The organism is Arthrobacter sp. efr-133-TYG-120 (genome assembly GCF_030209785.1).
Lineage (GTDB): Bacteria > Actinomycetota > Actinomycetes > Actinomycetales > Micrococcaceae > Arthrobacter.
The window spans coordinates 12,629-34,766 of the sequence record NZ_JARVRI010000021.1; the positions used below are offsets into that span (position 1 = coordinate 12,629).

General features: G+C 63.9%; 19 protein-coding genes and 1 tRNA gene. 9 read left to right on the forward strand and 11 right to left on the reverse strand.

From position 1 onward, the window contains the following. Positions 1–25: 25 nt before the first annotated feature. On the forward strand, positions 26–1,516 hold the full coding sequence (locus QRN51_RS13260) for a cation:dicarboxylate symporter family transporter (protein ID WP_284990326.1): 1,491 nt from the start codon (positions 26–28) through the stop codon (positions 1,514–1,516). Between the two features lie 58 nt (positions 1,517–1,574). On the opposite strand, the gene QRN51_RS13265 is transcribed toward QRN51_RS13260, so the two are convergent. From QRN51_RS13265 to QRN51_RS13275, 3 genes are read right to left on the reverse strand one after another with little or no spacing between them, the layout of a single operon-like run. Further along, complete coding sequence (locus QRN51_RS13265) at positions 1,575–1,985, reverse strand: sterol carrier family protein (RefSeq protein WP_284990327.1); 411 nt, start codon at positions 1,983–1,985, stop codon at positions 1,575–1,577. A gap of 15 nt (positions 1,986–2,000) precedes the next feature. Continuing rightward, positions 2,001–3,017: an asparaginase gene (locus QRN51_RS13270; protein ID WP_284990328.1), complete on the reverse strand. Its 1,017-nt coding sequence runs from the start codon at positions 3,015–3,017 to the stop codon at positions 2,001–2,003. Positions 3,018–3,053: 36 nt separating this feature from the next. Next, positions 3,054–4,631 (reverse strand): molybdopterin-dependent oxidoreductase, encoded by a 1,578-nt coding sequence (locus tag QRN51_RS13275; protein WP_284990329.1) that lies wholly within the window; start codon positions 4,629–4,631, stop codon positions 3,054–3,056. 135 nt (positions 4,632–4,766) lie between these two features. Between QRN51_RS13275 and purD the strand changes: the two genes are divergently transcribed. Both purD and QRN51_RS13285 read left to right on the forward strand, forming a co-directional pair. Further along, positions 4,767–6,077, forward strand: a complete 1,311-nt coding sequence (gene purD, locus QRN51_RS13280) for a phosphoribosylamine--glycine ligase (protein WP_284990366.1) — start codon at positions 4,767–4,769, stop codon at positions 6,075–6,077. 3 nt (positions 6,078–6,080) lie between these two features. Beyond that, the gene (locus QRN51_RS13285) at positions 6,081–7,016 is read left to right on the forward strand and encodes a phosphoribosylaminoimidazolesuccinocarboxamide synthase (protein ID WP_284990330.1); all 936 of its coding nucleotides are present in this window, start codon (positions 6,081–6,083) and stop codon (positions 7,014–7,016) included. 175 nt (positions 7,017–7,191) lie between these two features. On the opposite strand, the gene QRN51_RS13290 is transcribed toward QRN51_RS13285, so the two are convergent. Further along, positions 7,192–8,478, reverse strand: coding sequence for a helix-turn-helix domain-containing protein (locus tag QRN51_RS13290; protein ID WP_284990331.1), 1,287 nt, complete (start codon positions 8,476–8,478; stop codon positions 7,192–7,194). 138 nt (positions 8,479–8,616) lie between these two features. Between QRN51_RS13290 and QRN51_RS13295 the strand changes: the two genes are divergently transcribed. Both QRN51_RS13295 and QRN51_RS13300 read left to right on the forward strand, forming a co-directional pair. After that, on the forward strand, positions 8,617–8,880 hold the full coding sequence (locus QRN51_RS13295; RefSeq protein WP_059389476.1) for a hypothetical protein: 264 nt from the start codon (positions 8,617–8,619) through the stop codon (positions 8,878–8,880). Between the two features lie 352 nt (positions 8,881–9,232). Continuing rightward, positions 9,233–10,363: an IS1249 family transposase gene (locus QRN51_RS13300; protein WP_284990367.1), complete on the forward strand. Its 1,131-nt coding sequence runs from the start codon at positions 9,233–9,235 to the stop codon at positions 10,361–10,363. Between the two features lie 107 nt (positions 10,364–10,470). On the opposite strand, the gene QRN51_RS13305 is transcribed toward QRN51_RS13300, so the two are convergent. The 5 genes from QRN51_RS13305 to QRN51_RS13325 form a co-directional block, all read right to left on the reverse strand. Then, positions 10,471–10,547: transfer RNA gene (locus QRN51_RS13305), tRNA-Pro, on the reverse strand. A gap of 85 nt (positions 10,548–10,632) precedes the next feature. Beyond that, positions 10,633–12,450: an ABC transporter ATP-binding protein gene (locus QRN51_RS13310; protein ID WP_284990332.1), complete on the reverse strand. Its 1,818-nt coding sequence runs from the start codon at positions 12,448–12,450 to the stop codon at positions 10,633–10,635. Further along, positions 12,447–14,276 carry an ABC transporter ATP-binding protein gene (locus QRN51_RS13315; protein ID WP_284990333.1) on the reverse strand — a complete coding sequence of 610 codons (1,830 nt, stop codon included), beginning with the start codon at positions 14,274–14,276 and terminating at the stop codon, positions 12,447–12,449. The genes QRN51_RS13310 and QRN51_RS13315 overlap by 4 nt, the downstream gene beginning before the upstream one ends. A gap of 154 nt (positions 14,277–14,430) precedes the next feature. After that, the gene (locus QRN51_RS13320; RefSeq protein WP_284990334.1) at positions 14,431–15,393 is read right to left on the reverse strand and encodes a metallophosphoesterase; all 963 of its coding nucleotides are present in this window, start codon (positions 15,391–15,393) and stop codon (positions 14,431–14,433) included. Then, positions 15,386–17,698 carry a transglycosylase domain-containing protein gene (locus tag QRN51_RS13325; protein WP_284990335.1) on the reverse strand — a complete coding sequence of 771 codons (2,313 nt, stop codon included), beginning with the start codon at positions 17,696–17,698 and terminating at the stop codon, positions 15,386–15,388. Before QRN51_RS13325 ends, QRN51_RS13320 begins: the two co-directional genes overlap by 8 nt. Here QRN51_RS13325 and sp36 point away from each other — a divergent pair. Genes sp36 through QRN51_RS13340 form a run of 3 tightly spaced genes read left to right on the forward strand, consistent with a single transcriptional unit; the run spans position 17,697 to position 19,320 of the window. Further along, the gene (sp36, locus tag QRN51_RS13330) at positions 17,697–17,852 is read left to right on the forward strand and encodes a Sp36 family protein (protein ID WP_009359196.1); all 156 of its coding nucleotides are present in this window, start codon (positions 17,697–17,699) and stop codon (positions 17,850–17,852) included. The genes QRN51_RS13325 and sp36 overlap by 2 nt on opposite strands. Positions 17,853–17,854: 2 nt before the next feature. Continuing rightward, on the forward strand, positions 17,855–18,391 hold the full coding sequence (locus QRN51_RS13335) for a RidA family protein (protein ID WP_059389482.1): 537 nt from the start codon (positions 17,855–17,857) through the stop codon (positions 18,389–18,391). 17 nt (positions 18,392–18,408) lie between these two features. Beyond that, positions 18,409–19,320: an NUDIX hydrolase gene (locus QRN51_RS13340; protein WP_284990336.1), complete on the forward strand. Its 912-nt coding sequence runs from the start codon at positions 18,409–18,411 to the stop codon at positions 19,318–19,320. Positions 19,321–19,405: 85 nt separating this feature from the next. On the opposite strand, the gene QRN51_RS13345 is transcribed toward QRN51_RS13340, so the two are convergent. After that, positions 19,406–20,083, reverse strand: a complete 678-nt coding sequence (locus tag QRN51_RS13345; RefSeq protein WP_011775987.1) for a Crp/Fnr family transcriptional regulator — start codon at positions 20,081–20,083, stop codon at positions 19,406–19,408. Between the two features lie 247 nt (positions 20,084–20,330). On the opposite strand from QRN51_RS13345, the gene QRN51_RS13350 reads away from it, so the two are divergent. Further along, positions 20,331–21,515: a MarP family serine protease gene (locus QRN51_RS13350; protein WP_284990337.1), complete on the forward strand. Its 1,185-nt coding sequence runs from the start codon at positions 20,331–20,333 to the stop codon at positions 21,513–21,515. A 34-nt stretch (positions 21,516–21,549) separates the two neighbouring features. On the opposite strand, the gene aroQ is transcribed toward QRN51_RS13350, so the two are convergent. Next, positions 21,550–22,014, reverse strand: coding sequence for a type II 3-dehydroquinate dehydratase (aroQ, locus tag QRN51_RS13355; protein WP_059389485.1), 465 nt, complete (start codon positions 22,012–22,014; stop codon positions 21,550–21,552). Positions 22,015–22,138 lie beyond the last annotated feature (124 nt).

Genomic DNA, 22,138 nt, shown 5'->3' on the forward strand with positions numbered 1-22,138 from the left:
TTCCCAAACTGATTGGTTCAGATCAATGAAGATCCCAGACTCTGCGGCGCTGAAGGCGAGTTCGGCTCCGCGGAAGAAGAAGCCACTGTACAAGTCGCTCTTCTTCCAAATTCTGATCGCCGTCGTCGCAGGTGTACTCATCGGCCATTTCTGGCCGAACATCGGGTCCGCCCTTCGGCCACTGGGCGATGGTTTCATTCAACTCATCAAGATGATCATCGCTCCGCTGATCTTCCTCGTGATCGTCACGGGTATCTCGGCAGTGGGCGACGTCAAGGCGGTCGGAAGGGTCGGGGTCAAGGCACTCCTGTACTTCACCGGCGCCACGCTTTTTGCCCTGGTCTTCGGCCTGATCGTGGGAAACCTCGTCCAGCCCGGAGCCGGACTCCACATCGATCCCAGCACTCTCTCCCAGGATGCGCTCAACGCAAAGACCGGGACTGCGCCGCCCAAGGATGCGGCTTCCTTCCTCCTGGACATCATTCCCACGTCTGTGATCGGCGCGTTCGCCAGCAACAGCCTGCTCCAGGTCCTCTTCTTCTCGGTGTTCTTCGGCGCGGCAATCGTCGTCATCGGCCGCGAGCGGTGCCTCCCGGTCATCAGCCTCATGGAAACCGTCCTGGAACTGATCTTCAAGATCATGTCCTGGATCATGAAAGTGGCGCCCATCGGTGCCTTCGGCGCCATGGCGTTCATCATCGGCCAGTACGGACTCGATACCCTCGGGACCTATGCGCTCCTCATCGCCTCCTGTTACGGGGCGGCCATCGTCTTCATCGGCCTGCTGTTCCTCGTCGCCTGGAGCTTCGCCCGGGTGCCCCTGTGGCAGTTCCTGAAGTACACCCGTGAGGAATTCCTCCTCGCGCTGGGCACGGCATCCACCGAGGCGGTCATGCCCCGGATCATGACCAAGCTGACCAACGCCGGTTGCTCCCGGGCCACCACCGGCCTGGTTGTTCCCACGGGCTACTCCTTCAACCTCGACGGCGCCGCGATCTACCTTTCGATCTCGCTGTTGTTCCTGGCCCAGGCCTTCGGCCACCACCTCGACCTCGGCCAGCAGTTGGCGGCCCTGGGTGTCCTGCTCCTGACGTCCAAGGGCATGGCCGGCGTACCCGGTTCGTCCTTCCTGGCACTCTCGGCCACAGCCGCCGCACTGGGCATCTTCCCGGTCGCCGGCGTCGCGCTGCTCCTGGGTGCCGACCGGCTCATGGACTCCATGCGCGTCGTCGTCAACCTGCTTGGCAACTGTGTGGCTACGTTCGTCGTAGCGAAATGGGAGGGCCAGTTCGACCGTTCGGTCATGGTCCGCGCTTTCAACGGTGAAATCACCAACGAGGATTCCGCCATCATGCTCGGAGCCGAAGACGTCTTCGAAGAACAGGAAATCGAGCGCCTCAGCGAAGGACGCGAGCCTTCGCCGAAGTTCCGGGGCGGCCCGAACCCCGACGCGATACCGCAGTTCGAAATGATCAAACCGGGCCAACACCGGAGCCCCTCGGTCAGTCCGGACTAGGCACCACGCACCATTCCAGTTGATCGCCCCACGGCCCCGCCGTGGGGCGATCGGTTACTTAAGAACTTGCGAAAAGCGGCAGCAGCTCCGACAAATCGGCGCGCAGGCCCGACGCGGCTACCCGGCCGGCGTCGACGGCGGCGGACCACGCCAAGCGGCCGGTGACCATCGCGAGCCAGGTGGCGGCGTCGCACTCTATGACATTCGGTGGGGTGCCACGCGTGTGCCGGGGGCCCTCCACGCACTGGGTCACACCGAACGGCGGCACCCTGACTTCCACGGAGTTACCCGGGGCTCGTGCGGTGAGTTCTTCCAGCGAGTAACGCACCGCGGTGGCCAGCACTGTGCGCGACGGCGGCGTCCCCGGACCCGTTTCCGGTCCCGCAGTGCCCTGCCCGACGGCGGCCTGCCATGCGGCCAGTGCCGCGCGGCCTTCCTCGAGGCCGATCCGGCGTCGTGCAATTGCCATTGTTCGCAGTTCCAATCAGTCCAGAAGCGCCGAAACGGCGTGGCCCAGGCGGATCCTGCCCACAGAGTGGCCACCGCCGAGGACGGGCTCAACGACCTTTTCGAGGACGCTTGAGACGCCTGGAATGTCGACGGCGCCGGCAACCGCGAGAAGCGTGAGTCCAACCAGGGTGGCCGCGCGGGGATTCCCGTCCAGGATCTTCACTGCGACAGAGGCACCTGTGGGGGTTGCCAGGACCAGGACACCTTCCGCACCGCCCTTGGCAAGCACTTCGAGTTCGTCCATGACGATAGTGTTCGCCTCGCCGCGGCCCTGCACTGCCCACGGGTAGTCCAACATGGACGTGGCGATGGTTGCCGCGCGGGCGTTGGAGCTCTGGTCCCGCGGGGCTTGGGCCAGGCGCGAGTAGGCCCGTGCCAGACCGGTCAGGGAAAGCGCGGCCACTGGTGCCCCGCAGCCATCGATGCCGAGATGGGCGATTTTCTCCCCGCTGTATTCCTCGATAACGGTCCGCACGCGGTGTTGTAAGGGATGGTTGGGCTCGAGGTAACTGTGCGTGTCCCAGCCGTTCTCGGTGCAGGCCCAGAGGAAAGCCGCGTGCTTGCCTGAACAATTGGAAGCCAACTTGGACTTGCCATGCTCGGAACGGATCAACCAATTGCGCGCAACTTCGTCCTGTGGCCATACCGACGGGCACTGCAGTTGTTCTTCACGGACGCCTGCCGCTTTGAGCATGCCTTCCACCACGTCCATGTGATCCAGCGAGCCCACATGGCTGGCGCAGGCCAAAGCCACTTGGGCACCGCGGAGCGGAACCCCCGACTGCATCGACGCCAGGGCTTGGAAAGGCTTGAGCGCGGAGCGGGCATAGATGGGCGTGCTGATGTCGCCGAGTTGGGTCACCACGGATCCGTCACCGGAAAGCACCACTGCGGAACCGATATGGCGCGATTCGATGAAGCCGCTGCGTTCGATCACTGCCAGTTCGACGGCGGACTCAACGCTAAAGGTTTCATGCGAACTCAAGGGCATGATGCAAGTCTAGGGTGAAGGAACGGTCTTCCCCGGCTACTCCACGGTCACCATAACGGACTGCCATCCCGAGGCGCCGTCGGGCACGGGATCCGCCCGCTTTTCGGTCTGCAATTCGCCCGTTCCATCCGTGGCACGGACCTTGATGTAGTGGGGTCCCGGAGTGGCGTCCCACGTGAAGGACCACTGCCTCCATGTGATGACAGATGCCTCCGCGGCAAGGGTGGCTTCGGACCAAGGGCCGTTGTCAATCTGGACCTCCACCTTCTTGATGCCACGGGTCTGGGCCCAGGCGGTACCACCCAAGGCAACCTTGCCAGCCAGGACTTTGGCGAAGGACTTGGGAACTTCCAGCCGGGCCATGGTCTTGATGGGACCCCGCTCGGACCAGCCCCGGGTAGTCCAATAGGCCTTGCTGTCCGCGAATCGGGTCACTTCCAGGTCCACCACCCATTTGGTCGCCGAGACGAAGCCGTAAAGGCCGGGAACCACCATGCGCACGGGGTAGCCGTGTTCGAGCGGGAGGGGTTCGCCGTTCATGCCGATGGCCAGGATGGCATCCCTGCCGTCCTGGAGCACCTCCATCGGAGTGGAGGCGCTGAAGCCGTCGATCGAGGTGGAGAGAACCATGTCCGCTCCGGGTTTGGGCCGGGCTTGTTTGAGCGCGTCCCGGATGGGCATGCCCAACCACTTGGCGTTGCCGGCCAGGTTTCCGCCCACGGGATTGGACACGCAAGTGAGAGAGACATGGGTTTCGATCAGTTGGGCGTCGAGCAGGTCTTGAAAGCTCAACCGGACCTCTTGTTCCACCAGCCCGTGGATCCGCAGCTCCCACTCCTGGGCATTGATCTCCGGCACGCTCAAGGCGGTGTCGATCCTGTAGAAGTCCTTGGATGGGGTGAGCCAAGGGGTGACTCCCGGTGTCGGGGACTGGACGCCCGCGGGAACGGGAGCAGCCGCCCGGGCGGGAGCGGGGAGTTTCAAGGAATCCCGTGCCTTGGCCACATTGCTGCGTGCGGCACTCAGGAACCGGCCGCCGCCGGCTGCGATGGCGGCTGCGGCAACGGTGATACCGGTGGCGGCGAAGAACGTCCGGCGCGTCGTGGCGGGACGTTCGATGCCTTTGGCTGCGGTGTCGGCAGGGGCGTCGGGGAAGGATTTCAGCCGCCAGAGCCGGGCCACCAAGAGGCGGAGAACCACGAGTCCAGCCACGGTGCCGATCAGGCTTGGTATGGAATCCGCGGGCTTCACGCCGGCCCGGGTCACCACGGCAGCCACAATCACCGCACCCATGCCGAGGACACCCAACACACCCAAGGCCCATTTGCGGAAGGCCACGATACCCAGCACGCAAGCGAACACGAAGATGGTCAGGCCCATGCCCACAAACAATGCGGCCTTGTCATTGGTGCCGAACGTGGTCACGGCGAAGTCCTTCATCCACGGCGGCGTGAAGTCGATGAACGTGGACCCCAGCGCAATCACAGGAGTTGCCCGGGCCGTAAAGAAGGCGCCGATCAGTTCCGCAACGGAAAGTACGACGGCGGCGGCGGCCACCCCGGCCAGTGCAGCCAATGCGGTGGGTCCCCTGAGCCAGTTCCTGAGCTTCTTCATGCAGGTTGTTCGTAGCCGGAGGCCCCCGAGATGGGTTGGACATGCTCCCTCTTGGTGCCCGCGGTCCGGGTGCGCATGTCCAATGGTGGAGACAGCTTAGGAGTCCTGCCCCCGCACAAAGTACCCTTGAAGACTGTGAAGGTACTCGTCATTGGCCCCGGCGGCCGCGAACACGCAATTGTCCGCTCCTTGCTCAAGGATCCCAACGTTTCCGAGGTCCACGCGGCTCCGGGAAACGCCGGCATCGCCAAGCTGGTCCCCACGTACGCGATCGACGGGAACAACCCCGGCGCCGTCGCAGCGCTTGCGACAAAGCTTGCGGTTGACCTGGTTGTGGTCGGCCCCGAAGCCCCACTCGCGGCGGGCGTATCCGACGCCGTCCGCGAAACCGGCATTCCGGTCTTCGGCCCCAGCAAGGCCGCGGCGCAGCTCGAAGCCTCCAAAGCGTTCGCCAAGGAAGTCATGGCCGAGGCCGGCGTACCCACCGCCATGGCCCGCGTGGCAACAAACGCCGCAGAGGCTGCTGACGCACTGGACACTTTCGGCGCTCCGCATGTGGTCAAGGATGACGGACTGGCCGCCGGCAAGGGCGTCGTGGTCACCAATGACCGCGAGGAAGCTCTCGCCCACGCGCAGGCTTGTTTCGACGCTGGCGGAACCGTGGTGATCGAGGAGTTCCTGGACGGACCCGAAGTCTCCCTGTTCGTGCTCTGCGACGGCCGCACCACCGTGCCGCTGTCCCCGGCACAGGACTTCAAGCGGATTTTCGATAATGACGAAGGGCCCAACACCGGCGGCATGGGCGCCTACACCCCCCTCGACTGGGCACCTGTTGGCCTGGTCCAGGAAGTCATCGACCGCGTTGCGCAGCCCACCGTGGACGAGATGGCCAGCCGCGGTACTCCGTTCGTCGGCGTCCTTTACTGCGGCCTGGCACTGACTTCCCGCGGGACGCGCGTCATCGAATTCAACGTCCGCTTCGGCGATCCTGAAACGCAAGCGGTCCTGGCCCGGCTCAAGACCCCGCTCGGCGCACTCCTGTTGGCAGCCGCCAAGGGCGAACTGGACCAGGCCGAAGAGCTGCGCTGGTCGAAGGAGTCGGCCGTCGCCGTCGTCGTCGCCGCCGAAAACTACCCGGACACCCCCCGCACGGGAGACCGGATCCGCGGCTTGAACAAGGTGGACGCGCTGGAAGGCGTCCACGTCATCCACGCCGGTACCAAACTGGACGAAGAAGGCCGGGTTGTCTCCGCTGGCGGCCGCGTACTGGCTGTTGTCGCGCTGGGAACGGACCTCGTGGAGGCGCGCGAGCGGGCTTACGACGGCGTGGAGCTGGTCCAGCTCGACGGCGGACAGTTCCGAACCGATATCGCCGGCAAGGCAGCCCGTGGCGAGATCCACGTGGTCTCCCCGGCCACCGGCTCCATCCCGAATGTGAAGGCCTGAACCATGCCCGAAAGCAACGCAAACGGCCTGCAGACCGAAACCCTCGACCTGCCGGGGTGGAAGCATTTCTATTCGGGCAAGGTCCGCGACCTCTACGTTCCTGCGGATGATTCCAGCGGGGCCGAGTCGGGCCAGGAGCGCGTCCTGGTTGTGGCCAGCGACCGCATCAGCGCCTACGACCACGTCTTGAGCAGCGAGATCCCGGACAAAGGCCGGGTCCTCACGCAGCTGAGTTTGTGGTGGTTCGAGCAGCTTGGGGTGGAGCACCACGTCCTTGCGTCCACAGCCGCCGAGGGTGTGCCCGCGGAAGTTGAGGGCCGCGCGATGATCTGCAAGCGGCTGGAGATGTTCCCCGTGGAATGCATCGCCCGCGGGTATCTCACGGGTTCCGGCCTGGCCGAGTACCGCCAATCGGGCACCGTCTGCGACATCCCCTTGCCCGCAGGCCTGGTTGACGGCTCGCGCCTGGGGCACGCGATCTTCACGCCTTCTGCCAAGGCTGAAGTCGGCGAACACGACGAGAACATCACATACGACGACGTCGTCGCGATGGTGGGCGACGATATCGCCGCACGCCTGAGCGAACTCACGTTGAAGATCTACACCTGTGCGGAAGAGATCGCCCGGGGCCGCGGCATCATCCTGGCCGACACGAAGGTTGAGTTCGGCATCGACGTCAATACGGGTGTCATCACCCTGGGCGATGAGGTCCTGACTCCGGATTCCTCACGCTTCTGGGACGCTGCGACGTACGCGCCGGGCAAGGCTCAGCCATCGTTCGACAAGCAGTTTGTGCGTGACTGGCTGACCTCTGCGGAATCGGGCTGGGACCGCTCGAGTGACACCCCGCCGCCCGCGCTGCCGGCCGACGTCGTCGAGAAGACTCGTGCCCGCTATGTGGAGGCCTACGAGAAGCTGACCGGCCGGACTTTCGTCTGATCCCCACCGCCACCCTCGCCTCGCAAGTCCCCACCGGCTCCCAGCCTTCGCAAGCTCAGGCCGGGGCCCTCGCCGGTGTGGCCCCACGGCCAGGGAACCCTGGCGGCGTGGGCCCCCGCAGGTGTTGTCGTTTAGACGCGTCTAAACGACAACACCTGTTAGTTAGTTGGGTTCGCTAGCTTGCGCGGGAAGACTGCGCGCCGCCGGCATGGCCCGACGCCGCCCGGCGTTCCGCCAGCCGGATCTCGAGTACGGAGTCCATGGCCTGCTGGACGCGGTCGGCTGCACCCGCGGCGGTGAAATCGCGTTGGGCCTCTTCGAGATGGACCAGCGCGTCCGTGTTTTCACCGGCTGCCTTGAGGGCCTTGCCGAGGAGGAACGCCACTTCGCCTGCGGTGTGCCGGGCGAGGACATCGCGGTCCGCGTGGATTTCGCGCAACTTGGTGATGGCTGCCGGGATGTCGCCCGTCAGGTAGAGCCAGCGGGCGCGGATAAAGGCAACTTCCAACTGGTCCGTCTTGTTTCCGCCCACAATCGACAGGGCGAGTTCAGCGCGTTCGATGGCCGAGAGCGTCTCCGGCTCCACGATTCCCGAGGAGAGCCGGACAGCCGCCGACGCCTTGTTGAAACGGGCCCACAGCTCAATGTCGTTGGCGGGGGAGAGCAGCTTGGCGGCGCGCTCGTGATGCTTGATGCCTTCAACGTAGTCGTGGCGCATGAAAGCCACGTTTCCCACCACCCAGGCCACTTCGCCTGCGAGCTGCGACATCGAATGATCGTCCATCTGGTTGTTCATGGCCTGGCAATACGTCCAGGCCTCGTCCAACCTGCCACTCTCGGCCAATGCGCCGATCAGGGCGCGGTGCGCCCCGATGATCAGGGTTGAGCCTTTGGGCAGCTGCTCGGAAAGCCTCACGGCTTCCTTGGCGTGCTCGACGGCGGTGGACAGCTGCCCTTGTCCGTGGCAGACGGCGGCAAGCATCTGGCGGGCGCGGACGCCCAGGCCCGCAGATTCGGTAGCCATGGGATGCTCCAGGAGATGCTGGATGATCTGCTGGCACTCCTTCAACTGGCCCTGCTTCATGAGGCATTCGGCCTGCATGTAGGTCATGTTCCACCAGGCGCTGGTGTTCTTTGCCTCGAGCGCGATCTGGGCGGCGGTTGATGCGTGGCTTGCGGCAAGCGGGTAGTCCCTGAGGTCCCACGCTTGCCTGGCGTACAGCCCTGCGAGCACGTATTCGGCGTCACTGACGGATACGGGTTGGCTCCAGGCTTCCAAGGCTTTCGGTGCCAGCTCCAGACGGCGGGCGAGTTCTTCAATGACTTCGGCCGTGGGCTCCCGCCGGCCGGTTTCAAGAAGTGAAATGTAGCTGGGTGAGTAAAGATCCCTGCCCAATTCAGCCTGGGTCAGCCCACGTTCGAGCCGTTCGGCACGGAGCTTTTCTCCGAATCCGTTCCCCACAGGTTCCTCCTAGAGGCTTGTCTTTGCGCTGTCTTTACGCCTAAAGCTTGACAGTCGCTGTGGAAAACATTTTACAATGAATGTCAACAGGGACCGCGAAATTTCCGTAACGAATCCGACTCGCATTGAGGAAAAATTATGTTGAAGAAGATTGCTGCAGCAGTGGCCTTGGCCGGCGCTCTTGCATTCTCCGCCGCGGCGCCAGCCGTCGTTTCCGCAGCCCCTGTGGCAGACACCGTCAGCACGGTGCTCAGCATTGGTAACTGGCCTGATCCGATGAGGGTGTCGCAGGCTATCGGCAACTGGCCCGATCCGATGGGTGTGGTCTCGCAGGCTATTGGTAACTGGCCCGATCCGATGAGGGTGTCGCAGGCAATCGGTAACTGGCCCGATCCTGTGTAGCTGAGGCTCGACGGCGGCACCCGGGATCCCGGTGGCCGCTGGATAATTCAAATGAAGTGAAGAAGTCCCCGGTAGTCTGAAATCGACACACCGGGGATTTCTTTTGCTCGAAGATCCGCGTGGACCGTGATATGCCCCGAGTCTTTGTGTCGGGTTGTTAACAACACTTGTCTCTAAACCTCAGGGGCGAGCGAGAAAACCGGTCAGGGGAATGTTTCCGGGTTTTCCCTGGGTTATAGGACAAAACGTGTGTATGGATTGTGCCTGCTTCCCAGTGTTGGCGGGCGAATTTCGGGGTAGCTAAGCTTTGGAAGCTTAGGGTGGCTGGGGTGCTTGCATATCTCTGGAATGTCTGGTCTGCGGTCAGGCGCTGGTACGGAACGGGAAAACGGCCGCGGGTAAGCAGCGCTACCGGTGCCTGGAATGCGGGGCGAGCCGCTCGGGTGAACGCCCGGATGTGAGCCGGCGTGCGGAGCTGGGTGCGTTTCTGGGCTGGCTGCTGGGTACCGGCGGCCAAGCGCTGGTTGACTCGTTCGGTACGGCCCGGTCCTTCCGGCGCCGCACGGCGTGGTGCTGGAATATTGCCCCCGCGATTCCGGCCACGGGCGAGATCCATGACCAGGTCCAGATCGACGGGATCTACGTCGGCTCGTGGTGCTGCCTGATCGCGATCGCCGGTGAGCATGTGATCGGCTGGCAGTGGTGCGACACCGAGAAGAAGGCCGCGTGGGCGGCGTTGCTTGGACGTTTTCCGGCTCCGCGGGTGGTGATCACCGACGGTGGTTCCGGGATCGCCGCCGCGCTCTCTGACTGCTGGTCGGATACCGCCATTCAGCGCTGCCTGGTCCATGTCCAGCGCAACGTGCGCACCTACCTGACCAGCAGGCCCAGGACCGAGGCCGGCAAAGCTCTCCTGCGCCTTGGCCGGGCCCTGACACGGATCAGCACACCCGCGCAGGCCGCGGCGTGGCTCGGCCACCTCAATGACTGGTACCAGAACCACGGGCAACTGGTCCGGGCCCGGACTTACCGCACCGCAGCCTCCCCGGCACCGGCGTGGGTGCGGGCGAATCAGGCCTGGTGGTTTACCCATGACCGGCTCCGGAAGGCCTATCGCCTCCTGGAGCGGCTCAGCCAAGCAGGGAGCCTGTTCACCTACCTGCGTACCGAGTTCACAGGACTCGATATCGCGGCCACGACAAACCGGATCGAAGGCGGCACGAACGCGCAGCTGCGCCTGATTCTGCGGGCCCACCGCGGGATGAGCGAAGAGCACCAGAAGCGGGCCATCGAGTGGTACCTCTATCTCCACAGCGAAACTCCGGACCAGCCCGCCCAGCTCATCCGCCCCGAGCAATACACACCCACACGCCCGGCGGCCCAAACCGCCGTCGAGCAGCCACACGGACCCGAGGAATACGGCAACACAGCCACCGCAGAGGAAGGCCTCTGGGCCCGCAAAGGTTGGGCAGGACGCACGTGACACGCGCGGGATTTACACACGTTTTGTCCTATAACCCTTTTCCCTGGCTGCCGAAAAGCTCGTTAAATAAAGTAGAAGACCTTCCGAGTGGAAGGTCTTCTACCAATTGGTCGGGATGACAGGATTTGAACCTGCGACCTCTTCGTCCCGAACGAAGCGCGCTACCAAGCTGCGCTACATCCCGATCCGCTGCGAAAGCAACTGTTCAAGAATAGCCGATCCCTCCCCGGATGCGAAATCGAAGGACGCCCGCCTGCGGAACCACTGGCTCAGACCAGCGAGTCCTTCCAGGCGCCGTGCAAGCGGGCGAAACGCCCTCCTCCGCCGATGAGCGCGGCCGGCGTGCCGTCTTCGACGATGCGTCCCTCGTGCACCACCAGCACCCGGTCCGCTGTCTCAACAGTAGAGAGCCGGTGGGCGATGATGATCGCGGTCCGTTCGGAGTCCGCACCGGACAACAGGCTGCTCAGGCCGGCCTGCACCAGTCGTTCCGAGGGGATATCAAGCGAAGATGTCGCCTCGTCCAGGATCAGTACTGCCGGGGCCGCAATGAAGGCCCGGGCAAAGCCGATCAGCTGCCGTTGCCCGGCGGAGACCCGGCCGCCACGCTTGTTGACGTCGGTGCCGTAACCGTCAGGCAACGCGGAGATGAAGTCGTGCGCGCCAACGGCCTTCGCCGCGGTTTCGATCTCCTCGCGCGTAGCCTCGGGCCGCCCCAGGGCGATGTTGTCCGCCACGGAGCCGCTAAAGAGGAAGGCTTCCTGGGTGACCATCACGACGGCGCGCCGCAGGTCCGCCGTCGAAAGCTCCCGGAGGTCGACGCCGTCGAGGGTCAAGGATCCTTCGGTGACGTCGTAGAAGCGGGCGATCAGCTTGGCAAAGGTCGATTTGCCGGCGCCGGTCTGTCCAACGAGGGCTATGGTCTGTCCGGCGGGAATGTGAAGGTCCAGCTTGGGGACCACTACCTTGCCGTTGCCGTAGCCGAACTCCACTCCACGGAAGTCGATTTCGCCGCGCGCATGGGGCAATGGCACGGGGTTCTTGGGTGGCCGGACAGTAGGAACTTCTTCGAGCAGGCCGGACACCTTCTCGAGCGCGGCCTGGGCGCTCTGGAAGGAGTTGTAGAACATGGCCATCTGGTCCACGGGCTGGAAGAAGCGCTTCGTTGAAAGGATCAGTGCCAGGAGCACGCCTACCGCCAGCTCTCCCGAGAGTACCCGGAAGCCGCCGAACAGCAGGACCACCGCGACGCACACGTTGCCGATGAGGACCAGGCCCGGTTGGAAGACACCGTTGAGGTTGATGGAGCGGACCGTGACTTTGCGGTAGTCCTCGGAGAGTTCGGCATAGCGCTGGGCGTTCTCCGGCTCCTTGCGGAATGCCTTGATGGCCCGGATGCCGGTCATGGTCTCCACGAAATGCACAATCAGCCTGGCGGACACCACCCGCGATTCGCGGAAGGCGATCTGCGAGTGTTTCTGGTACCAGCGGGCCAGGAAGTACGCAGGCACGCCCGTGGCGAGCATGAGTAGCCCGCTGCGCCAGTCGAGGGCAAACACCGTAAATGCCGTGAAAAGCATGAACAGGATCCCGGAAGCCAGCGAGCTGACGCCCGAATCGAGCAGTTCACGCAACGCCTCCAGGTCCGAGGTCTGGCGCGCGATGATCCGGCCCGAGGTGTACTTCTCGTGGAACTCCAGGCTGAGCCGTTGGGTGTGCCGGAAGACCCTCAGCCGCAGGTCGAGGAGCATTGACTGGCTCAGTTTCGCCGTGGAAGTGACGTAGAGGGCGGTCAAAATCGCCGTTGCGACGGCCGCTGTCAGGTACAGGACGCCGGCCAGGACCACGGGCATGTTGTTTCCGGCGAGCAGCGAGGGCAGTGCGTGGTCGATGCCGAAAGCGATGATCGCCGGCCCGGCCACCCGGGTGGCCTGCGAGAGCACCACCATGGCCAGCGTCAGCCAGAACCGCAACCGCACCGGGCGGATAAGCGATCCCAGCAAGGCGACCGACCGCCGTCGTACTGCTTTGCTGTCGCTGCGGCTCAGGTGGGCGTTGTCTTCATTGGCGGTTCCGAACGTGCTCATCGGCGGCCCTCCCCGGCTTGGTCCATGTGCTGTTCCGAATCCAGCTCGTGTTCTAGTTCGTCGAGTTCGAGGTCGAGGTCCTTCGGCCCGGAGTCGAGGCTCGCGATCACGTAGCGGTAGTGGGCGTTGTTGGCCAACAGTTCCGTATGGGTCCCGACGGCGGTGATGCTTCCGTTTTCGAGCAGCGCCACGCGGTCGGCGAGGGCAACGGTGGAGGGCCTGTGCGCGACGATGAGCGTGGTGGTGTCCCGGAGGACTTCGCGGAGCCTGGCTTCGACGAGTTCCTCCGTGTTCACGTCCAGGGCCGACAGGGGATCATCCAGCACGAGGACCTTGGGCTTCGCCGCGATGGCCCGGGCGAGCGCGATCCGCTGCCGCTGGCCACCGGAAAGGCTCAGGCCTTCCTCGCCGATAAGGGTCCCGACGCCGTCGGGCAGCGAATACGCGAAGTGCGCCTGCGCGACGTCGAGCGCTTCCTCAAGGGCTTCCTCGGAAGCGTCGGGCGCGCCGAGCAGCACGTTGTCCCGGACCGAGCTGGAGAACAGGGTGGTGTCCTCGAAGGCGACCGCCACCACGGTCCTCAGCTGCTCGACGCTGAAGTCTCGGACATCCACGCCGTCGATGGTCACGGATCCTTCGCTCACGTCATAGAGCCTAGGAACCAGCTGGAGCAAGGCGCTCTTTCCGCTACCGGTAATGCCCACGAGCGCCATGGTTTCGCCGGGCCTGATGTCCAGGTTCACGTCGTGCAGGAGCCGGGCGCCGTCGTCGAAACCGAAACCGGCGGCCTTGAAGCTCAAGGCCCCGCGCAGTTCCTTGGGTGTCCTGGGGTTCGCCGGACTGGTGATGGTGTTGGGCGTGTCCATGACCTCGAAGTGGCGATCGAGGGCGGTCTTGGCGGTCAATGCCATGGCCAGGAGGGTCCCCGAGAATTCCACCGGTGCCGCGACCACCGCTGCGGTGCCGAAGAAGGCAACCAAGGAACCGATGCTGAGTTGGCCCATGGAGACGAGCAGGACGCCCGCCACCAGCCCGACGCCGAGCGCCAGCTCGGGCAGCAGTGTCACCACCAGCGTGAAGGTGGCTTGGTGCTTGGCCTTGGCGATCTCGGTCTGCCTCAGCTCCTCGGCCTGTTCATTGAAGTTCTCCAGTGCTTCGCGGCTGCGGCCGAACGCCTTGAGCACTCGGATGCCGTGAACGGACTCTTCGACCGTGGTGGCGAGGTCGCCGGCCTGGTCCTGGCTGAGCCGGGTCACCAGGCTGAAGCGGCGGCGGAAGCGGAAGGAATAGACCATGATGGGCACCGCGGCGGCCAGGAAGATCAAAGCCAGCTGCCAGCTCATCGCGAACATCACCGCGACGCCGATCACCACGGTCAAAGTGGTCACCACCAGCATGATCGCGCCGAACGCCATCCAACGCCGCAGGAAGTTCAAGTCCGTCATCGCCCGGGACAGGAGTTGCCCTGACCCCCAACGGTCGTGGAAGGAAACGGTGAGGTCCTGCAGGTGCCCGTAGAGGGAAACCCGCATCCTCGATTCCACCGTGGTGGCGGGATTGATGACGAACTGGCGCCGCACCTCCACAAGACCGGCTTCGGCGATGCCGAGTGCCAGAACCACGACGGCGGAAATCCAGACAGCGTCGGTAGGACCACCAGGGTGGAGGGAGCCGTTGATCAGGACCCGCAGCACCTGGGGGATGGCAAGCGCCATGATGCTGGCCAGCAACGCGCTGACCAACCCCATGAAAAGCCGGGGGAGGATCGGTTTAACGTGCGGATAGAGACGTTTGACGGAGGTAAAGAATGAAGTCTGTTTGGCCATGCCCGCTTCTCAACAGCTTTGTCCCGGCGTTCCTGGGTTTTCGTACGACGCACGGAGGTAGTTTCCTATAGCAACTACCCTATGCCATCGCGTAACAGGATTCACAGCACCATTGCGTTGCGTGATACGAGGTATTCGGAACTGGTGGCGCTGGTTATTGACGGGGCGTCAGCGTCAGCAGCACTGCTTCCGGCTTGCACGCGATCCGGACCGGGGCGAAGCGCGAGGTGCCGATGCCGCCCGAGACGTTGACCGGCGTCGCGCGTCCGTTGTTCTCCCAGTCATGCAGGCCTTTGGCGCGCCACGTGGGGAGATCGCAATTGGCAACCAGGGCGCCGTAGCCGGGGATGCAGATCTGGCCGCCGTGGGTGTGTCCGGCGAGGATGAGGTCCGCGGAGTCGTTCGTGAAGTGGTCCAGGACCCGTTGGTAGGGGGCATGGATGACGGCAACGCGCAGGTGCGGTCGGGAGTCCTGTCCCACGGTGCCGCGTGGCCAGCCGGTGTAGCGCTCCCGATTCAGATGGGGGTCATCCACTCCGGAGAAATCGAAGCGGATTCCGTTGATGGGCAAGGACTGGTGCCTGTTGGTGAGGTCGATCCAGCCCGACATCCCGAATCCTGAGCGCAGGCGCGGCCAATCGAGCTCGACCGGATTGTCCTTGACGCGGGACGGACCGAGGAAATACGTAGCTGGGTTCTTGAACCGCGGGGCGTAGTAGTCGTTGGAGCCTGGAACGAAGACGCCGGGGAACTTCAAGAGTGGCCGCAACGCATCCAACAGCGGAACAACGGCGTGGGGGTGGCTGAGATTGTCGCCCGTGTTCACCACAAGGTCCGGCTCAAGCGTGGCGAGAGAACGCAGCCATTCGGCCTTCTTGCGTTGGCTTGGCACGAAATGGATGTCGCTTATGTGCAGCACCCGGACGGGAGCCGAGCCTTCAGGGAGGATGGGCACGGTCTCCTCGCGGAGTACGAACTGGTTCTTTTCCCAGAGGCCGTAAGCGAAGCCTGCCACGCCAGCGGTTGCGCCCGCACCCGCAGCGACGGCAAAGCCGCGTCCGATGCTTCGGACGCGGCTTGCCAGCGATTCAATGACGGGCTTGGAGCCGCTAGCCATTCTTGTTTCCGTTGCCATTTCCATTGCCGTTCCCGTTGCTGCTCGGCTGGGTGCTCGGAGAAGTGTTGCCCGGAGTGGTGGTGCTAGGCGTCGAAGGCTTGAACCCGGGCGGGTCGAGCAGGTTCGACGGCGGAGCCGGGAACGGGTTGGTTCCATAAGTGGGAGCGACCTGGAGCATGTAGTTGGCGAACTGCGGACCAGCGATCATGTAACCGTCAATGCCCTGGTAGAACTTGCCATTGATGGTGACGTTCTGACCCGCTCGGTTCTGGCTGCCCAACGGATCGCCGAACCACGTGGCCGTTGCGAGGCCGGAAGTGTAGCCGGCAACCCAGGTGGAACCATTGGAGTCGTTGGTTCCGGTCTTGCCCGCGATGGGGAAGTTGGTCTTGGTGGAGATTCGAGGCTGGATCAGCGAGCCGGAGCCCTTATTCAGAACCTCTTGCATGGCGTAGGCAACACCATGAGCGACCTCGGGGGTGACCGCGCTCCTGCAGCTCGTGGACTGGGCCGGCAGCTTGGCGCCCGTCTGGTCGGTTACCGAGGTGATGGCGATCGGCTCGCAGTACGTGCCATTGTTGGCAAAGGTGGCGAAGGCGCTGGCCATGGTCAGTGGCGCGGTCTGGGTGGAACCAATCAGGTTGCCCAACGTTGTCATGGGAACCTTCGGGTTGGGATTGCTGGCGTCCGGCAGGCCGCCGTGGATGCCAACAGCATCGACGATCTTCTGGATGCCACACAGGTCAACCCTTGCAGCCGTGGCAAATGTCATGGTGTTGATGGAGTTGGCCAAACCATCCACCACTGTCATGGGCTTGTAATATCCACCCTCGGCGTTCTGGAGGTCATGGGTGCCATTGGTGCTGTCATACCAGCCGACCGTCGGAGTCGGGCACGTGTTCTTCCACGGGAAATTCTGGGGATACCGCCGGACGGTGCCATCCAGCACCGTATTCATCGACTTGCCCTCGTTCAACCATTCGGCAAAAGTGAAGGGCTTCATAGTGGAACCGGGCTGGAATCCGCCCAGTCCGTTGAGGTCATTGCCGTTGGCATCCAGTTTGTCTACGTTGAAGTTCTGCTCGGCCTGGAACTTCCCGTCGGCCGGCAGCCAGACGGTATTTTGGGCCATCGAGATGATCTTGCCGGTGCCCGGCTGGACCGACACCAAGGAAGCGCCCCATTTGTCCGGGTTAGCGCCGGCGGAAGCATCTACCTGGGCCTGGGCCACGGCCTGCGCCTTCGGGTCCAGTGTGGTTTGGATGGTCAGGCCACCCCGCGAGACGCGGTTGACGCGATCGTCGATCGTCGCGCCGTAGGCCGGGTTGTTGTAGAGCAGGTGCAGCACGTAGTCGCAGAAGTACGCGGCAGTGGCGGAGTAGGGGCAGCCTTGGCGAGGTTGCGTCACCTTGGTGGTCACCGGCGTCGCGATGGCGGCGTCGTAGTCGGCCTTCTTGATCTTTCCCTGGTCCAGCATGAGGCCGAGCACCAGGTCGCGACGCTGCTTCGCGTGGTCCGGGTTCGTCACCGGGTCGTAGTAGGACGGGCTGTTGACGACGCCGGCCAGCAAGGCGGCTTGCGGCAAGGTAAGGTCCTTGGCGCTGGTGCTGAAGAAGAGCCTTGAGGCGGCCTCGATGCCGTAGGCGTCCTTGTTGAAGAAGACGATGTTGAGGTAACCCTCGAGGATCTGCTGCTTGGAGAACTTCTTCTCCAAAGCGATGGACAGCTTCATTTCGCGAAGTTTGTCGCCCACGCCTTTGTTCACGCCATTGAGCTTGACGTCGGCACCCTTGTTCTGGGACACGAGCGACTCATTAATGACGTTGTTCACGTACTGCTGGGTGATGGTGGAAGCGCCCTGTTTTTGCCCGCGCGCCGTGCTCACGATGGCGCGCATGATGCCGGTGGCGTCAATGCCGCCGTGCTCATAGAAGCGGCTGTCCTCAACCGAGACGATCGCATCCTTGATGAAAGGGCTCATCTGGTCGAGCGAGACCCGCGTGCGGTTCTCGGAGTAGATCGAGGCGATCTGGCTGCCGTCCGCGGCCAGGATGGTGGTCGCCTGGCTGGGCGGGTTCACCTGAAGCTCCGCCGGCAGCGTGTCGAAGAACTGAATGGACCCACTCGCCGCACTGCCCGAAACGGCGGCCGCGGGAACGAGCAAGCCCGCCACCAGGACACCACAAATAGCGCTCACACCGAGGAATCCGAGGATCTTTCCAAGAGTGGTGGCAGTGTCGAATAGAGGGTTCCTACGAGTCACCATGTTCACCACTTTACCGGCAAGGGCTAGTCTTTCTTTCATGACCAAATGGGAGTACGCGACGATTCCGCTCATCATTCACGCTACAAAACAGATTCTGGACCAGTGGGGAGAGGACGGCTGGGAGCTCGTCCAGGTTGTTCCCGGACCCGACGGAAACGGACTTGTTGCATACTTGAAGAGGGAGAAGCAGTAACAATGACAACCCCCGCAGAAGCCACAGTTGGCGCGGATTCCACGGCTCCGGCATCCGCCGTCGAGCAGCGCCTTGCAGAACTGGGACTGACCCTTCCGGCCGTCGCAGCTCCGGTGGCCGCCTATGTTCCGGCCATCGTCTCCGGCAACCACGTCTACACCTCCGGACAGCTGCCCTTCATTAACGGCAAACTCGAAGCTACGGGCAAAGTCTCCAGCGGTGAAGAGGGCCTTTCGGACGAGCCCACGGTGTCTCCGGAAGACGCGCAGAGGTATGCAGCTGTCTGCGCCGTCAACGCCTTGGCCGCCGTCAAGAGTGTCATCGGGGACCTCGACCGCATCACGCGCATCGTGAAGGTCGTCGGCTTCGTGGCCTCCGATACCTCCTTCACCGGCCAGCCCGGTGTCATCAATGGTGCATCCGAGCTCCTCGGGCGTGTCTTCGGCGACAAAGGGCAGCACGCGCGTTCCGCCGTCGGCGTTGCAGTCCTTCCGCTCGACTCTCCCGTCGAGGTCGAGTTGATCGCTGAATTCAGCTAAGGAACCGGTTCACTCAATTGCCACAACTAGCCCGACGCTTGTTTGCGTTACCCCCTGAACTTGAAGGGGCTGCACGGAATTGGCTTGAGCTCGGCGAACGGGCCCCCCGCGCCGCGCGTTTTGCATCATCTGTTGTCCTGCTCCGCGATTCGCCGACCGGCCTGGAAACGTGGATGGGTTACCGTCCCGGTTCCTCGCCTTTGGGCGTTGTCGCGTTTCCCGGCGGCTCGCTGGAACCGAGCGACGACGACGCCCTCGGCTGGCTCGGCCCCTCGCCTCAGCATTGGGCAGAGACGCTGGGGACCGCCGACGTCGGACTTGCCCGCCGCCACGTGGTGGGCGCCATCCGCGAACTGTTCGAGGAGACCGGCGTGCTGCTGGCCGGCCCCGACTTGTCCTCCACAGTGGAGGCGACGTCCACTCCCGAGTGGATGAAGGCCCGCGAGGCCGTGGCGGCCCAGGACAAGTCGTTCACGGACGTCCTGGCCAAGCGCGGCCTGTCGCTGCGGACGGACTTGCTCAAGCCGCTGGTCAACTGGCTCAGCCCGGACTTCGCGCACAGGCGCTTCAATACCCGCTACTTCGCCGCCACTCTTCCCGTGAACCAGCAGCCATCGCTGCTGGCCAGCAAGGGTGTCTGGGGGCGTTGGGTGTGCGTTTCGAAACTCATGGCCGAGCGCGAGACCACTGCGCTTGGGGATGAAATCGGCCAGGAAAACACCGTTGGCTTGCCGCTGGGCCAATTGCTGGTGCCGGGCTCGGAGATCATCCTTGAGAAGATGGCCGCTGCCCAGGGTTGCATTGCGTACCTCAGCTACAAGCGGAAGCCGCACATGTACCAGCCGCGGCTCGTTCAAGAGGATGGCGCGCTCATGCTCGAAGTCGAAGCGGCCCGGACGGTTTCAGGGGAGCCGCAGCGGGAACGCTGACGACACCCAAATCCGCTGGTGACACGAAAAATGCCTGGCGACTCCGGAATTCCGGGGTCACCAGGCATTTTCTGTGTCGCAGGAATTAACGGGAGCGCTGGCGGAGGCGCTGCATGTCCAGGATGACCACTGCGCGGGCTTCCAGGCGGAGCCAGCCGCGCTGGACGAACTCGGCGAGGGCCTTGTTGACCGTCTCGCGGGAAGCTCCGACCAGCTGGGCCAGTTCCTCCTGCGTGAGTTCGTGGGCCACCAGGACGCCGTCGGTCGCGGGCCGGCCGAAGCGGTCCGCGAGGTCCAGCAGGGCCTTGGCGACACGACCCGGGACGTCCGAGAACACGAGGTCGGACAGGGAATCGTTGGTGCGGCGCAAGCGGCGGGCGAGTGCCTGGAGCAATTGTGCGGACACCTCGGGGCGGGTGCGCAGCAGGGCGTTGAGGCTTTCGTTCTTCAGGCCTGCCAGACGCGTTTCGGAAACGGCCGTGGCCGTCGCGGTGCGCGGGCTGGGATCGAACAAGGCCATTTCGCCGAAGAGCTCGCCCGGGCCGAGGATGGCCAGCAGGGATTCGCGGCCGTCCGGAGAGGTGCGGCCGAGCTTAACCTTGCCGGACACGATGAAGTAGAGCTGGTCACCCTGATCGCCCTCACGGAAAACAGACGCTCCGCGTGAAAGGTCCACCTCTGTGAGTTCGTCCGTCAGCAGACGGAAAGCGTCGTCGTCAAGGGTGGCGAAGAGGGGTGCGCGGCGCAATACCTCGATATCCATGAAATCTCCTGAGTAAAAGTTCGGCTGGGGCGCTTCAGCCATTGTTTCAGAATTTTGTCGCGTCTGTGACGTACTTGGCAGCCGAAACGCCCTAAATCACGCGGAAGAGGCCCAAAACCGCGCCTCAAACGGCCGGGAATGCCCTGCTCGGCAGGGGCTTCGCGATCTGGACGACGGCCTGCTTCCGAAGGGAAGCTGTCAGTCTGTGCAACTACAATTGGGGCTTACCCGGCTGTGAGGAGCTTTGGTGTTCGGCTTGACCATATTGGACCTGGCGTTGATTTTGACGCTTCTTTCCTACCTGATCTACGGACTGCGCAACGGCTTCTTCGTGACGCTTGGAGGAATCGCGGGCTTCGCCGTAGGAGCAGCCGCGGCCTTTATCGCGGTCCCGCTCGTCGGCGAGTGGGTGAAGGACAGCGGCTGGAGGCTGACTGCCATTATCGGCTCGGCCGTGGTCCTCATTGTCTTGGGGCACGGTCTGGGTACCTGGATTGGCCAAAGGGTCCGCAAAGCCTTGCGCATCCAGCCTTTGCACGCACTTGACCGCGTGCTGGGTGGTTTCGTCAGTTTGGTTGTTGCCGCACTCGTGATGTCCATGTTGGCTTTCAGCATCGGTTCCTTGGGCGTGCCCTTCGTTTCGCAGCAGCTGGCCGATTCCAAGGTGATCCGCTTCATCGACACCATGACGCCCACACCAGTCAAGGCCAGCGTGGCGCAACTGCGTTCCAAAGTCATGGGCAACGGCATTCCGCAGCTCATCGAGGGCATCGGCCCCGTTACTCCGGTGCCCGTTCCGAACACGAGCACCGACACTCCCGCACTCAACAATGCGGCCCACTCCGTGCTGAAGATTGCCGGGACGGCCTACCAGTGCGGCCAGAACCAGACAGGCTCCGGCTTTGTTGTCTCCCCTGGCCGCGTGGTGACCAACGCCCACGTGGTGGCCGGAGTGTCGCAACCTGTAGTGGAAATCCCCGACGGCGGTGCGTTGCCTGGTCGCGTGGTCTACTTCGACAGCCAGCGCGACCTGGCCGTCATCGCCGTCGACGGCCTCCCGACGGCGCCGCTGCAGTTGAGCCCGGATCTTCCGGCCGGTTCGCCCGCGGCTTTCGCCGGCTACCCGCATGGTGGTCCGTTCCAGTCCAAGCCGGCCGCGGTGGAGGGCATCTCGACCCTGCTGGTCCCGGACATTTACGGCAACAACCCGTCCCCGGAGCAGGTCTACAAGTTGGCGGGAGACGTGCAACCGGGCAACTCGGGCGGTCCGCTGCTGACCACCCAGGGACAGGTTGCCGGCGTTGTCTTCGCCAAGACCACTTCGGATGTGGCGGTGGGCTACGCCCTCACCATGGACGAGCTCTCTCCGGTGGCACAGCAAGCACCATCGCTCAGCGACGCCGTCTCGTCGGGCCAGTGCACCAAGAAGTAGGCCGCCCACCAAGGGACATGCTTAGTCCGAGGGTCTAGACCGCGGTGGCGAGGTAGTCGATGGCCAGCTTGTAGCCCTGGACTCCTGCGCCGACGATCACCGCGGAGCACACCGGGGACAAGTAGGAGTGGTGCCGGAATTCTTCGCGCTGGTGCACATTGGTGATGTGGACTTCGACGGCGGGAAGCTGCACTGCCGCGAGCGCGTCCCGCAGTGCCACCGACGTGTGCGTGTAAGCACCAGCGTTGATGACGATCCCGACGGCGGTCCCGCGGGCGCCATGGATGGCGTCCAGGAGGTCGCCCTCGTGGTTGGACTGGACACAGTCCACCGTGAAGCCGTTGGCCTCGGCGGCGGCCATGGCGAGCTGTTCGACGTCGGCCAAGGTGGACGTGCCGTACTTTTCCGGCTCACGCGTGCCCAGCAGGTTCAGGTTGGGGCCGTTGAGGACGAGGATGGTGCCGCGACCGGCTTCGGTGGCGGTGGGAGCTTCAGTCATGACTCCCAATCTATCGGTGCGCCGAGCCTGTCCGGCGTTTCTTACGCTGCCCGGCTGCGCCGCGGCAGCGTAAGAAACACCGAACAGCGTAAGAAACACCGAACAGCGTAAGAAACACCAAACG

Excerpts from the sequence above, each read along its gene's own strand:
- QRN51_RS13260 (WP_284990326.1), top strand. The coding sequence starts at position 26 with ATGAAGATCCCAGACTCTGCGGCGCTGAAGGCGAGTTCGGCTCCGCGG.
- QRN51_RS13320 (WP_284990334.1), bottom strand. The coding sequence starts at position 15,393 with ATGGCTAGCGGCTCCAAGCCCGTCATTGAATCGCTGGCAAGCCGCGTC.
- QRN51_RS13270 (WP_284990328.1), bottom strand. The coding sequence starts at position 3,017 with ATGCCCTTGAGTTCGCATGAAACCTTTAGCGTTGAGTCCGCCGTCGAA.
- QRN51_RS13285 (WP_284990330.1), top strand. The coding sequence starts at position 6,081 with ATGCCCGAAAGCAACGCAAACGGCCTGCAGACCGAAACCCTCGACCTG.
- QRN51_RS13335 (WP_059389482.1), top strand. The coding sequence starts at position 17,855 with ATGACAACCCCCGCAGAAGCCACAGTTGGCGCGGATTCCACGGCTCCG.
- sp36 (WP_009359196.1), top strand. The coding sequence starts at position 17,697 with ATGACCAAATGGGAGTACGCGACGATTCCGCTCATCATTCACGCTACA.
- QRN51_RS13325 (WP_284990335.1), bottom strand. The coding sequence starts at position 17,698 with ATGAAAGAAAGACTAGCCCTTGCCGGTAAAGTGGTGAACATGGTGACT.
- QRN51_RS13295 (WP_059389476.1), top strand. The coding sequence starts at position 8,617 with ATGTTGAAGAAGATTGCTGCAGCAGTGGCCTTGGCCGGCGCTCTTGCA.
- QRN51_RS13315 (WP_284990333.1), bottom strand. The coding sequence starts at position 14,276 with ATGGCCAAACAGACTTCATTCTTTACCTCCGTCAAACGTCTCTATCCG.
- QRN51_RS13345 (WP_011775987.1), bottom strand. The coding sequence starts at position 20,083 with ATGGATATCGAGGTATTGCGCCGCGCACCCCTCTTCGCCACCCTTGAC.
- QRN51_RS13310 (WP_284990332.1), bottom strand. The coding sequence starts at position 12,450 with ATGAGCACGTTCGGAACCGCCAATGAAGACAACGCCCACCTGAGCCGC.
- aroQ (WP_059389485.1), bottom strand. The coding sequence starts at position 22,014 with ATGACTGAAGCTCCCACCGCCACCGAAGCCGGTCGCGGCACCATCCTC.
- QRN51_RS13275 (WP_284990329.1), bottom strand. The coding sequence starts at position 4,631 with ATGAAGAAGCTCAGGAACTGGCTCAGGGGACCCACCGCATTGGCTGCA.
- QRN51_RS13265 (WP_284990327.1), bottom strand. The coding sequence starts at position 1,985 with ATGGCAATTGCACGACGCCGGATCGGCCTCGAGGAAGGCCGCGCGGCA.